Source organism: Qipengyuania sp. ABI-127-1, assembly GCA_022953095.1.
Taxonomy (GTDB): Bacteria; Pseudomonadota; Alphaproteobacteria; order Sphingomonadales; family Sphingomonadaceae; genus Qipengyuania.
Genome location: JALJCR010000003.1, coordinates 262,148 through 274,803 on the forward strand (window position 1 = coordinate 262,148; position 12,656 = coordinate 274,803).

At 62.5% G+C, this 12,656-nt stretch carries 8 protein-coding genes; 1 reads left to right on the top strand and 7 read right to left on the bottom strand.

Translation table 11 applies throughout. From position 1 onward, the window contains the following. Positions 1-31: 31 nt before the first annotated feature. The 4 genes from MUY37_RS13970 to MUY37_RS13985 form a co-directional block, all read right to left on the bottom strand. Positions 32-2,749 carry a hypothetical protein gene (locus MUY37_RS13970; protein WP_499195972.1) on the bottom strand — a complete coding sequence of 906 codons (2,718 nt, stop codon included), beginning with the start codon at positions 2,747-2,749 and terminating at the stop codon, positions 32-34. Beyond that, positions 2,746-3,231 (bottom strand): hypothetical protein, encoded by a 486-nt coding sequence (locus MUY37_RS13975; protein ID WP_499195973.1) that lies wholly within the window; start codon positions 3,229-3,231, stop codon positions 2,746-2,748. The genes MUY37_RS13970 and MUY37_RS13975 overlap by 4 nt, the downstream gene beginning before the upstream one ends. A 139-nt stretch (positions 3,232-3,370) precedes the next feature. Further along, positions 3,371-4,204 (bottom strand): hypothetical protein, encoded by an 834-nt coding sequence (locus MUY37_RS13980; protein WP_499195974.1) that lies wholly within the window; start codon positions 4,202-4,204, stop codon positions 3,371-3,373. A gap of 1,024 nt (positions 4,205-5,228) precedes the next feature. Then, positions 5,229-5,795, bottom strand: coding sequence for a hypothetical protein (locus tag MUY37_RS13985; RefSeq protein ID WP_499195975.1), 567 nt, complete (start codon positions 5,793-5,795; stop codon positions 5,229-5,231). A 461-nt stretch (positions 5,796-6,256) separates the two neighbouring features. Here MUY37_RS13985 and chrA point away from each other — a divergent pair, with 461 nt between their 5' ends. Further along, positions 6,257-7,567 (top strand): chromate efflux transporter, encoded by a 1,311-nt coding sequence (chrA, locus tag MUY37_RS13990; protein ID WP_499195976.1) that lies wholly within the window; start codon positions 6,257-6,259, stop codon positions 7,565-7,567. Positions 7,568-7,574: 7 nt separating this feature from the next. On the opposite strand, the gene MUY37_RS13995 is transcribed toward chrA, so the two are convergent. The 3 genes from MUY37_RS13995 to MUY37_RS14005 are packed head-to-tail and all read right to left on the bottom strand — an operon-like array spanning position 7,575 to position 12,631. Beyond that, on the bottom strand, positions 7,575-7,925 hold the full coding sequence (locus MUY37_RS13995; protein ID WP_499195977.1) for a DUF3147 family protein: 351 nt from the start codon (positions 7,923-7,925) through the stop codon (positions 7,575-7,577). Between the two features lie 12 nt (positions 7,926-7,937). Beyond that, entirely contained in the window at positions 7,938-11,090 is a 3,153-nt protein-coding gene (locus MUY37_RS14000; protein ID WP_499195978.1) for an efflux RND transporter permease subunit, read from the bottom strand. Between the two features lie 11 nt (positions 11,091-11,101). Further along, positions 11,102-12,631: an efflux RND transporter periplasmic adaptor subunit gene (locus MUY37_RS14005; RefSeq protein WP_499195979.1), complete on the bottom strand. Its 1,530-nt coding sequence runs from the start codon at positions 12,629-12,631 to the stop codon at positions 11,102-11,104. Positions 12,632-12,656: the final 25 nt, after the last annotated feature.

Genomic DNA, 12,656 nt, shown 5'->3' on the forward strand with positions numbered 1-12,656 from the left:
CGGATTCCAAGGATGAGGAGGATGATCGCGGTCATCGTTCGAAACCGTCCGGACCGGCACGACCAGGATGTCGCGGCCGTTCGGGGGGGTTTTGATCCGTCCCATCGGCAGGACGAGGGATGCCGGTTTCAGTGCGGGAAGATTTGTCGGATGTGAGCTCGGGAACAGCGCTTTCCGAAGGTATGCTCGCGGTTTCCATGGGAGATCGATTGCCTTCGGCGGCGGTGATATTGATCCGCTCGTAGGCAAGCATCTGACGCGCGATGGCCTTTGCAAGCGGCAGCTCATTGTTCTGCAACGCCAGCGTTCGGCTTCGCTCTCCAGGCCGCGCGCTTTCGTCATATGTAAATCTGTCTGGTCTTGCCCATGCGACGGCAATCAGGCGCTGGAATGTCGGGTCGGACCGCTGCGCCTTCCAAAAATCTTGCGCCCAGGCAGCCTGCGGGCCATCAATGCTAAGTTCGCCGTCGCTAATCGAGGCGGCACCGGCAACAATCGCAGCAGCGATGATGCGTCGTTTGTCCAGCTGAATGGCCTCGATGGCGCGCAGCCTGTCCTGCATCTCGCGGTCGATGAGAAGCTCGGGCGCCTCGCTGAACGCCTTCGTCAAGGCACCATCGTCCAGGAATCGAAAATGGTGCCCTTGGTAACGGACGTGATAGCGCGATGATGCGAGGAACAGGCGGTCGTGATCGATGTCCTCGTCCAACCTTCGCCGCGCTTCGATGACCTCGGCGTCGTCGGCATGAGCTAGCGTACGCTGATTGCTGTTCAAGTACGCGGCGATCGACGCCTTCAAGGAGTTGCTTTCGTCGCGTACGGACGCCTCTGTGAAAAGGTCGCGATCTTTCCGAACCCGTCGGGCCGCCTGCCGTATGCGAACACGATCATCCGTTGTTTTGTGAAACCGCAGGGATGCTTCGAGAATGCTGCCGGTTCTGCGCGCTGCAACGGCTTTACGATGCTCTAGTCCAGTCTCGGCCTGATTGGCCTCTAGGACCAGGTCGAGCTCGGCGGCGATCTTGATGCTATCCGATATCGCGCGCTCAGTGCCTGCGATCCGGATCCGCTCATACTTCTCGCTGGCAATTTCGAGCGCGTCGATATTGACGCGGCGCGCGGTATGCCAGACCGTAATGAGGTTATCGGATTCGACAAAGGCGAGGGTGGCGTCGCTCGTGGGGCCGCGCAGCCAGTATTCGACATACCCTTCCTTGGATCTGATGTCGTAACGTTGATCGAGGGCGGCGCGCCGATTGGCCGAAGCCTTTCTTCTGCGTTTCCTGATTGCGCCCCAGATGATCAGGCAGATCGGTCGCCAACCGCTAACGCGCTCTGCAACCTCCGGCTTGGTCGCTGCCGTCCTGCGCGTTCGCCGCGCGCCTTTCGCGATCGCGAACTCATGGACGGTTTCTTCTTCCTGGCGTCGGCGGGCCGCTTCTGCGGCAATGGCCGGATTATGGTCCTTCCCGAGCTTGGCTTGCTGTATCTCCTTGCGTCGACGTCTCCCTTCGTCGGCAAGATGCCGCTCGATGGCTTCGATCTCCGGTTTGAGTTGGACGGCCTCTTGCCTGACCAGTTCTTTCTTTTCGACAGGCTCTTCCGACGCATCGTCCGGTCGGTTGAATACTGGCACGGTCAGCGGACGCAAATCGAGCGCGCCCAGTGGGAGCTCGAAATCGGCTTTGAAGCGTTTGCTCAACTTGCCAAGAGCAGCATTGGGGTAAGCGGCGCCTGCACCGACCCATTCCCCGCTCGGTTCTCCGTTCTCGCCGATTGCAATGAGGCGGCCTGTATTGCCGACCACAGTATATCGTATTCCGAGCGGCGCGAGATTGCGATGCACCTCCTGCCAGTTTCGGGCGTTCTGGATCCGTGGAGCAATCACGATTTTCGCGAACCGCTCGAGGGGCCATCGGTCGCCCGGCTCATATCCGTCCGGAGCGTCGTTCCCCTCGATGACTGCCTGATGCTGTCGGCGCGCACGTGCCATCAGTCCACCATCGGGAAGGGTTTCACCTTCGCGGTCGACCTTGGCCGAATCAGTTGCGCGCAGGATCCGTCCGCTGCGGTCGGCTACTCGGACTCCTGTAAACAGTCCGAATACGCCGTCATCGGTAGCGATGTAGCGCCGCATCGGTTCGGGGCGCAGGCCATCGTCCCGCTCCACAACGGCGATGGCCAGATGCGCTGCTTCCCTGTACCAGGAATGCGCCAGCGGCTTGCCCACGCCGTTTTGATCGACCGAGAGCAGATTGCCGTGGCCGTGGATCTGGGTCTTTCCTCGACGCTTTTCGCGATGATAGGCTTCCAGGGAAGGACACCCGGAGGCTTCGAGCACATGGCGAATGGTGCGGTTCTGCCGGGCCAGTTCGTACGGCGCGAACATTTCTCCGTCACGGTGAGACCAAGTGTAGTGGTAGAAATACTCCAGACCGGCCGATGCGGTGGCAACGGACATCATCTGGATCTGTTCGACAATGTGTCCGTCGCCCAGCCCGTGACCCAGCGTTCCGGCGACATCGTGATCGTCCTGGCGCACGATGTAATCACCTGCCCGTCGCGCATCTGACGAAGCTTCCGTAAAAACCATGGCATTCTCGAACGCTTCCACGCATTCGGGTTCGATATTCAGACCGGCAATGTAGCTTGCGCATCCAAAGGCGATGTCGAAAGCGTTCTTCTGCGTCGTCCGGGGACGGATGCCTTTCTGTTGCCGCACCTTGTATCGCCAGATCTTGATGATCATGACGCGCGCGCCCGACGCTGTTGGATGGTGGCCTTGCGCTCCTGGCGCAGATCCCATTCGGCGCAGGCCGTGGAGTGATCCACGATCGCCTTGATCAACTCGCCGGAGAGATGCGCCCGTTGTTCGTGGCCCTCGAGAAGCTTCGAGATGATGGAACTTATGTCTTCGATAGCCTGACGGGTGCGACGATCGTTTGTAGGTGCCGGAGATGCTTCTACTGCCTGCCGCAACCCCGTGGTTGCGCGCACGAGATCACCGATCCGGTGCAGTTCATCTGACAATTCATTGGCCAGACGCATCACTCGCGCCGCGACGTCGTGGCGTCGGTCTGCATATCCATCGTCATACAAAACCCGTTCGAGCACGTATCGCGAGGTATTTCCGCCCGCCGCGCGCTCGATTTTCCGCTTCTGTTCCTCGCTGTCGCAACACACGCTCAAGCGAACGCGTTTACCCTTATCTTTCTTCTCCTTCTTGCTCATCCCATGCGCTCCACGCTGGCCGCGCGCCCAATGGCGGCGCGAAAAACCAACGTCACGAAGCGCAGCGACACGATGTTGGCCGGGGCGGTCATACCGCCCCCATCCTGCTTAAAAGCTACACCCCTTTCGTCAGACCTTCTCACGGCAGGGGTATCCCAAGCTTCGCCATCGTCTGGACAAAAAGGGATTCGGCCTCGGTGTCGAGCGTTCGCATCTCGTCTCTGGCCCAAGGGTCCGAGGCTAAAGTCTTACCTGCCTCGCGAAGTTCATGGATATCGCTAGAGTTCCAGTAGGCGCGCCAGAAAGTTTTTGCGGTCGAGGAGGTGAGCTGGTTGAATCGGAAGGGCATATCGCGCGGCGGCGCCGGGAGATCTCCGGTCGACATTTCAGTTGCCGGCGATGGAGCGGACACGCTTTGCTCGGTGGGAGGCCGATTGAGGTTGTCGATCGAAGAATAGATATCCACCTCCGCTCCCAGCGCATCGACGATAGACACGCGAGGCCCGTATTTGCCCCCGGAGCGCAGCGCAGTCGGGGACAGCTTCAGGTAGCCGAGCCATCTTTCGAGCCACTCGAGATCCTCGTCGCGCAGAACGATCATGGGATAGGCTGCGCGAAAATCCTTGATCACGTTCTTGGGATAGAAGCGCTTGCCATGCCTCAGTTTCATGCGCAAACCAGTGGCCATCCACTCGAACCCCTCGCGCCACAATGCGTGATCGTCGCTCTGCGCTATCCGGTCACGCAGAGATTGTGGCATCGTCGGCTCGAGTTCGGCGAGCTCCTGCGCTTCCGGACCGTGCGGAAATTTCTTGGCGGCGCGCGCCTTTCGGTCCAGTTCGCGCTGCGCCCTGGAACGGGTCCTTCCAGTCTTTTTCGCCGGACCCTCAACGCCAGCCGCTTTAACTTTCTGATCATCATCAGAAAGGGTTCCGGCCTTCAGCGCGGGGCGATCGCTATCTTTGTCGTTCAAGGTGAAGCACTCCGTGGGATGATACGAAGTGCTTTTTAGGACAGACGACAGCCAGACCCAAACAGGGTGGCAAGTGCCATCGATTGAAGGCGGCGATCAAGCCTTGCGTCAATGCAGATGAGCGATCAACGCGCCCGTTGCACGCGCAAGTCATATCTGGGCGTTGAGCGCTGTCCTGCACAAGCTAGTGCTTCGATAAGGCTTGCCGTTGATTTCGTCCCCATCGCCATCCGTCAGGTGCTGGAGGCCGGGTTATCCTCCACATAGAGGGGTGGCGCCCGCCGTACGCTTGGCGGCAGTCGCGTCTTGGCTACTCCTTCGGCGGTGACGTAGCCACGGGAGAAAATGCGACAAGCCCATCGCCATCCCTCGTCGAAGCGCTCTTCCGCTACCCGTGCGCGTGTAAAAGAAAGTCTTCCCCTAAATGGAGCCGCACCAGCGGCGCGTTTTTGTGGGACCTCTTCGCATTCGCGAACCCGGCCCGGGGAAGGCGCCGCCGGCGGGCGGCCCTTCGCGCGCGACCCCGCCGGGGCGCGCTGTGCCGACGCAATAGCGACCGGTTCTAAATCCTTTTCGGGACGACGATTTTGAAAATCGTCGGTGAAAGGAAAAAGCTTTCAGACGCCTGCCGGCGCAAAAAGGAGATGTGAAATGAAGATCGAACAGCCTGATAGACTTCGCAATCCGTTGATCGAAATGAAATCTGAAGAGGAGAGAGGAAAAACCCGACGACGAACCTGTCGGGGGCATCCGCCGTAGCGGATGCCAAGGGCGCCTTCAGGCGCCCGGGGGCGCGATGAGTTTTCGTCGCGTCCCCTGAGGTCGGCTAGGTCAGCTGGAGGTGAGCTCCAGATTTCCGGGCCGGCCTCAACCATTTCTTAACTTTCAGCCGGTTATGGCGAAGCCACGGGGCCGGGCTCGGCTCCCGCTTTTCCTCTATCCCCTTTCATTCAACCTACCTGCTACAAGTCGGGACCGCGCGCAGACGCGCGAGAGGGGCGGCTTGGAAGCCGCCCCCAGTTATTCAGTCGCCTTTTGCCAGTCGCCTGAAGGTCGCGATGTCGCAGGCGATGGGCGTGCTGCCCATAGTGAACAGCACTTCGCCGGAAGGCGCGAGCTTGGCGATCCGCTTCCGGATGCTTTTTTCTGCAAGAGCGATGTCGTCGCCGTAGTAGCGGGAGGAGCCCTCGCGAAGGCATGCGCTGCCGTTCTTGCGGATCGAGGCTTCCAGAGGAAAGCCGACGTCGAAGATCAGCTTCGCACGTGCATCTCGAGGACGTTTCCATACTGCGCCGTCCAAGATTGCCTTTGCTTCAGTCTCTCCGTTGGTGATGAAGTAGGTTAGATCGAGCGCCTGGGCGTCGAAGGTCACGCAGGGGCGCGCAGGATCCATTCCGACGTGTAGCAGCTCCCAGTTCTTCGTCATGGCGAAACGGAGGATTTGCTGCATGTCCGGCCCGCTGAGCTTCGTGCCGCCGATGACGAGGAAGTCGAGCGGCCGCACCGTGCGGGCTTCGAGTTCGGCGTGGAGGCCTCGCAGGATTTTGTTCATCGCCGTGTTGTAAACACTGGGGTGATACGAAGAGTTCATATTGGTATTTCCTTCCGCAAGTTGCGTGTGATCGGTCGCGAAGCAGAAGTTTTTCCTTCCTTCTCACGATCCGTTCATCCTGCTCTTGTGAAAGGTCATTCGCTTCCGGTTGAATGCCGGAAGGCCTATATCTCTATGTCACTCGTCGCTTGATTTATTGACGGCGGGGCGCGGCGTTCAGCATGCTGGCGCGGCCGCGTTGCCGAATTCATAGCAGGGGCTATGTCGGTTACTGGGCCGCTTGCGGACGGTCCGCTTTTGGGCGGCGACCTCGGCTAGTCCGCCGCTCATACGGGGATGGCTTTAGGGAACCTCTGGGCCCCCAGCATTCCTTCCCGAAAGCGCGCCTCTGATGTAAGCAAGAATGTGCGGGACCAAGCAACCTCCCGCTCAGACCGTGCCGGTTCAAGTGTTGCCTCATGGCTCCGCGCCTGCTGCGGACCAATAGTTGTGAGGTAAACATGTCTCGACCGTCCGTGGCGCCGTCCTTTTCAGAGCTGCTGCGCGCGTTCTGGCGTATCGGATTGCTCAGCTTCGGCGGGCCGGCCGGACAGATCGCACTGATGCACCGCGAACTTGTCGAAGAGCGTGGGTGGATCAGCGAGGACGATTACCTGCACGCGCTCAATTTCTGTCACTTCCTGCCGGGGCCGGAGGCGCAGCAACTCGCCACGTGGATAGGCTGGCGCCTCCACGGATGGCGGGGCGGGCTGGCTGCGGGGCTGCTGTTTGTCATACCCGGCGCCTTCATCATCCTTGCCCTCAGCATGCTCTATGCGGTCGCTGCAAACCTCGACTGGTTCGAAGCGCTTTTCCTCGGCGTGAAGGCCGCGGTGCTGGCAATCGTGCTGCAAGCCCTGTTCCGGATTGCGGGTCGCGCGCTGAACACGCGGTTCAAGCAGGTGTTGGCAATAGCAGCCTTCGCCGCGTTGTTTCTGTTCGACCTGCCGTTTCCCGTCGTCATACTGTGTGCAGGAATCCTTGGCTTGGCGATCGCCCGGGTCAGGCCGCACTGGCTGGCGGTATCAGCCACGCCTTCCAGGATTGCTACCGGACCGCGCCCGTGGCGGGCGACGCTGCAATCCATCGCTATCTGGGCGGTGATTTGGGCTGCTCCGATGGGCCTTGTGCTCGCTACCTTGGGCCCAGAGCACGTGCTGTGGGACATCGGGGCATTCTTCTCGCAGCTCGCCGTAGTTACCTTCGGCGGCGCCTATGCGGTCCTTGCCTATATGGCGCAGGAGGCTGTGCAGGGTTTCGGTTGGCTAAAACCGGGCGAGATGGCGGATGGGCTGGGCCTTGCCGAGACGACGCCGGGGCCGCTGATCATGGTGACGCAGTTTGTCGGCTATCTCGCCGCCTATCGCGCGCCGGAGCCGTTCACACCGCTAGTTGCGGGGCTGCTGGGTGCAGGGCTGACCACGTGGGTGACCTTTGCGCCATGTTTCCTATGGATCTTTGCCTCTGCCCCGTGGATCGACCGGCTGGGCAATGCCGTGCGTATCAAGGGCGGGCTTGCGGCCATCACCGCGGCGGTCGTGGGTGTTATCGCGAACCTCGCTGTCTGGTTCGCCATCCACGTGATATTCTCCGCGGTGGGAGAAGCGAGGCTTGGACCTGTGCGGCTCTACGTGCCGGATTGGGAAACGCTTGACTGGCGGGCAGCGCTGCTGACCGCGCTTGCCTGCGCTCTTGTCTTTGTCGCAAAGTGGTCGGTCGTGCGGGTGCTGGCGATCAGCGCGATCGGCGGGCTGATCCTGTCCGCCTTGTGAGCCGGTTTCAGAGCCGCACGCCGAAATGGCCTAGCGCCCAGACCATTGCGAGGTAGAGCAGCACCGTCATGGTGCATCCGATGGCGAGAGCGGGCCAGAAAGCGACGCCACGGTTCAGCATGATCGGAATGGCGAGGAACATGGGCAAGCTCGGCAGGACGAACCAGAATGTGGCGTAGGCGTGCTCTGCCATGCGCGCGGTATCTTCGGTATCGCGCCACAACCATATCATTCCCAGCACGGAGATCAGCGGCAGCGAAGCGATCAGGGCTCCCAGGCCCGGAGCACGCCGGGCGACCTCGCTGACGAGCGCGATGATAATGCCCGACAGGGCAGCCTTGAGCAGGAAGTATCCCATCGCGCCTCCTCCTCAGCTGGCCGGTTCTGGCTCGGTGACGGTGCTATCATCGCCGCGCTGCATCCTGTCGCGCAATCGGCCGACACCCCATCCATCCCGCGTCACCTTGAGGTAGATGGCGGGAAGGACCAGCATGTTGAGAACTGTCGAACTCGTCAGGCCGCACAGGATCACGATGGCCATTGGGGCCTGAATCTCGCTTCCCGGCTGGCCCATCGCAATGGCCAGCGGGACGAGCGCCAGCCCGGCGGAGATGGCGGTCATCAGGATCGGCACGAGCCGTTCCTCCGCGCCGCGCCGCACGGCCTCTGCCAGATCGCTGACGCCTTCGACTGCCTGAAGGTGCTTGATATGGGTCACCATCATCACGCCGTTGCGCGTGGCGATACCGAACAGCGTGATGAAGCCGACGATTGTCGCCACGGACAGAACCCCGCCGGTCAGCCACAGGCCTACCACGCCGCCTACCAATGCCAGCGGCAGGTTGATCATCACCAGCGCCGCATCGTTGGAGGATCGGAATGCCTGGCGCAGCAGCAGGAACATCCCCACAAGCACAATCAGACCAAGTGCCAACAGCGTCCGCGTGGCGCTGGCTGCGCTTTCGAACTGTCCGCCGAGTTCGATGTGCGAACCTTGCGGGAGATCGATACCTTCCAGCGCGCTTTCAACGTCTTCGACCACGGCTCCCAGATCGCGGCCGGAGACGTTGGCCATCACCAGCTGCATCCGCTCGACGCTCTCGCGCGTGATGGCGTTCGGTCCCTGATCGCGCACGACGTCTGCCACCGCGGCTAGTGGCAGCAATTGCCCGTCGGGCGCGGCGAGCAGCATGTTCTCCATCTGTCCGGCATCGTTGTATTGCGCCGGATCGTAGCGCACCACGACATCGGTGATAACCGGGCGCTCGACAAGCTGGCCGACTTCGGCCCCGGCAATGGCGGCCTGTATCGCGCCGGTCACGTCTTCCACGGCAAGCCCGTAATTGGCCAGATCAGCGCGGCGCAGGCGCACGCGGAGATAAGGCACGCGGCTCTGGGTGTCCTTCTGCACATCGACCGCGCCGGGAATGGTGGAGACTGCGCTTTCCACCTGCGTGGTGATCGTCTGCAGCGTGTCGGTATCCGGCGCGAACACCTTGATCGCGATGTTGGCACGCGCGCCGGACAGGATATGGTCGATCCGGTGTCCGATGGGTTGGCCGAAGATCGCCTGAACACCGGGCACCGCACCCACGGCCCCCCGTAGGGCGGAAACAAGCTCTTCGCGATCACGGCCGTCCTCCGCAAGCGTCGCCTCGATCTCAGACGCGAAGACTTCCTGCGCGTGCGGATCGCCCGGCGCTCGGCCGGTCCGGCGCGCCGTGGTCAGCACTTCGGGCTGCGAAAGTAGAGCGGCCTCAACCTCGCTTGCCGCGCGGTCGCTGTCTTCAAGGCTGGTGCCGGGCAGAGTGGTGACATTCACCGTCAGCGAGCCTTCGTTGAACTCAGGCAGGAAGGACCGGCCCGCCAATGCGATGCCGATCCCGGCGGCAACGACCATCACCAGCGAGGCGACGGCAAGCACTTTCCAGCGGTCCAGCCAGCGCGACAGCACGCCGTCATACCAGCCTTTCATGCGGACAACCCATTTCGGCTCGTTGCCGACATCCTCGGGCCTGCGACTGAGGAGGTCGTAGCTGAGCGCCGGGGTCAGCGTGAGCGCCACGGCGAGACTGGCCAGCAGCGATACGCCATAGGCCAGTGCAAGGGGTTGCAGCAGCCTGCCTTCGATGCCCGTCAGGCCGAAGATCGGCAGGAAGACAAGCAGGATGATCAGGGTCGCGAAGATGATCGCGCCTTGGACCTCGCTGGTGGCTGCGGCGACGACCTTGACGTCGCTTTGCCGCTCTCCCTCGGGCTTCTCGCGCTCCAGGCGCAATCGCCGGACCACGTTCTCGACCACGATGATCGCATCGTCGACCAGCATGCCGAGCGCAATGGCAAGCCCGCCCAGGGTCATCGTGTTGATGGTGCCGCCGCCTGAATTGATGACGATGATCGCGCTCACCACCGAAACCGGAATCGCCGCCAGCGCGACGGCAGTCGCGCGCCAGCTCACGAGGAAGATGAAGACGATGATCGCGACGAGGACCAATCCTTCGATCAGCGCGGTCGTCACGTTGTCTACAGAACGCTGGATGAAGTCCGACTGGCGGAAGACCTGCGTCTCCAGCACCATGCCTTCGGGCAGGGTGCGCTGGATCTCGGCGAAGACCGTGTCGAGCCGGTCGGTCAGTTCGAGTGTATTGGCACCGGGCTGCTTCTGGATGGCGAGGATCACGGCAGGCTCGCCGTTGAACGCTCCGGTGCCGCGCTTCAGACCTTCGCCGATGCGGATTTCGCCCACTTCGCGCGCAAGCACGGGCAGGCCACCTGTCTCGCCGACCACTACGTTGCCGAATTCCTCTGCCGTGGCGGCACGGCCCACGCCTTCGATCAGCAGCTCCTGTCCGTTCTCGACGACGACACCCGCGCTCTGATTGGCGCTGGCACTGCTCATCGCCTCCACCACCTGATTGAGGCCGATGCCGCGCGCCGACAGCCGCGCCGGATCGACCAGCAGTTGCACCTGTCGCTCGTCGCCGCCGATGGTCATCACCTCGGCAATTCCGGGCACCGACATCACGCGGCGGCGGACGATCCAGTCGGCGGTAGATTTGAGTTCCATCGGGCTCGCCGTGTCGGACCGCATGGCCACGAACATGATCTCGCCCATCACCGAACTTGCCGGGGTCATGTGCGGCGGAGGAACATCGTCGGGCAGTTCGTCGGTCGCGGTCTGGAGCCGTTCGGCGGTGACCCGGCGTGCCTGTTCCGGCTCGGTCGACCAGTCGTATTCCATCGTCACGACGGCAAGGCCGGTCGCGCTGTTCGAACGGATACGCCGCAATCCCGGCGCACCGTTCAACGCGGTTTCCAGCGGGATGGTGATACGCTGCTCGACCTCGGTTGGCGTATAGCCGCCCGCATCGACCACCACTGTGACGGTCGGCGCGGTGAGGTCGGGCAGCACGTCGACCGGCGTGCGCATGGCAGTCCAGGCCCCGAACGCCGTCAATAGCAGCGCAATGGCATAGACTGCGATCCGGTTTTCGAGACTCCAGCGGACGAGACGTTCAAGCATTGTCCGGCCCCTCAGTGCGCATGGCCGTGGCCGAACGCGCCGGGCGTTGCCGCCGCTGCACGCACGGCAGAGGCACCTTGCGACACTACGCGCTCGCCCGCCTCGATCTGGCCTTCCACGGCTACACGTTCGCCGCTGCGGGACAGCACGGTCACAGCGCGGCGCTGGAACGTCTCTCCGCCCAGCATCACGTAGACGACGTCCTGCCCGCCCTCGTTCAGGATTGCGCCTGCAGGGATGGTCAGCCGCTCGGTCGCAGTTCCGGTGCGCAAGCTGGCCTGCAATCGCTGGCCCGGTCGAACCGCGCGGCTGTTCCAGGCGAAAATGACCGGCAGTGTGCGGGTGGCCGGATCGATAGCGGCTCCGCGCTGGACCAGCGATACATCGCCGCGTCCGAGCGAGATGGTTTCGCCCGGCAATCTGAGTTCGATGCCCTGCGGACTGCCAACCTGCGCAGCAAGGCTTTCGGGAACACGTGCCACCAGCCACAAGGCAGCCGGATTGCCGATGCGCATAAGCTGTTCACCCCCTTGCACACCCTTGCCTTGGACGAGCGAACTTTCGAGGATTTCTCCCGAAATGGGCGCAACCACCGGCACACCGGCTCCGCCACCGGCCACGGCATTGCGCCGCTGCTTGGCCGAACGCAGTTGCGCTTCGGCGAGCCGCAGGTCGGTTCGCGCTTCGTCCAGGCGCCGCGCCGGAACCGCTTCGGCCTCGACGAGGCTATTCATCCGCGCAACTTCGCGCGCCGCGGCGTCGCGGGCGATGGACGCCTCGTTGACTGCAAGCTCGAGCGTGGCGACATCCTCGCCCCCGCCAAGGGTCGAGGAAATGCTCGCAAGCGTCTGTCCGCGGCGGACAAAGCTGCCCGACGAATAGACCCGCGGCGCGCGCACGATACCATCGACAGGCGCGGAAACGATGGCCTCGGCCTGTGGCTGCATCTGCACGTCGACCGTCACCGGCACGGTTTCGGCAAGCTCCTCCATCGTGGCGGGTGCGGTCATGAAGGGAATGCGCCACTGAACTTCCTTGGTGAAGGCGATAGCGCCCTCGATCTCGGTTTCGGGCGGGGCCGCCTCTGCCCCTTCCTCACTGGTGGCATAGACGGTGACGTCGCCAAGATCGTGCGAGGACACACCGCGCGGGTTGTCGAGCACGAGCCGCAGGCGTGCCGTGCCGCTCTTGGAAGCGGTCATCAGCGGGCGGAAAATTCCTTCGACATCGCTAGGCCCGGCCTCCGCCGTATCGGTCGATCCGTCGGGCCATCTCAGTTCTGCAGTCAGTGTGCCGTCGGTCACCGGATCATAGCTGTCGAGCCAGGTCAGGTGAGCGTCGAACCGGCGGTTCTTGCCCATGACCAGCGGTCTGTATTCGACGAACAGCTCGGTCGTCTCGGTAAAATCAGTGACCACGATCCCGCCACCTCCGTGCCCATGCGCCTCTTCGGCGGGCGCATCGGCACCGCTGCCGCAGGCGGCCAGCGACAGGGGCAAGAGGGCAGCTAGGCAAGCTGCGAACAAGCGGGATCGGGTCATAATCAGGATACTCGAAAGGTCAGGC

Excerpts from the sequence above, each read along its gene's own strand:
- MUY37_RS13975 (WP_499195973.1), bottom strand. The coding sequence starts at position 3,231 with ATGAGCAAGAAGGAGAAGAAAGATAAGGGTAAACGCGTTCGCTTGAGC.
- MUY37_RS13985 (WP_499195975.1), bottom strand. The coding sequence starts at position 5,795 with ATGAACTCTTCGTATCACCCCAGTGTTTACAACACGGCGATGAACAAA.
- MUY37_RS13970 (WP_499195972.1), bottom strand. The coding sequence starts at position 2,749 with ATGATCATCAAGATCTGGCGATACAAGGTGCGGCAACAGAAAGGCATC.
- MUY37_RS13995 (WP_499195977.1), bottom strand. The coding sequence starts at position 7,925 with ATGGGATACTTCCTGCTCAAGGCTGCCCTGTCGGGCATTATCATCGCG.
- MUY37_RS14000 (WP_499195978.1), bottom strand. The coding sequence starts at position 11,090 with ATGCTTGAACGTCTCGTCCGCTGGAGTCTCGAAAACCGGATCGCAGTC.
- chrA (WP_499195976.1), top strand. The coding sequence starts at position 6,257 with ATGTCTCGACCGTCCGTGGCGCCGTCCTTTTCAGAGCTGCTGCGCGCG.
- MUY37_RS14005 (WP_499195979.1), bottom strand. The coding sequence starts at position 12,631 with ATGACCCGATCCCGCTTGTTCGCAGCTTGCCTAGCTGCCCTCTTGCCC.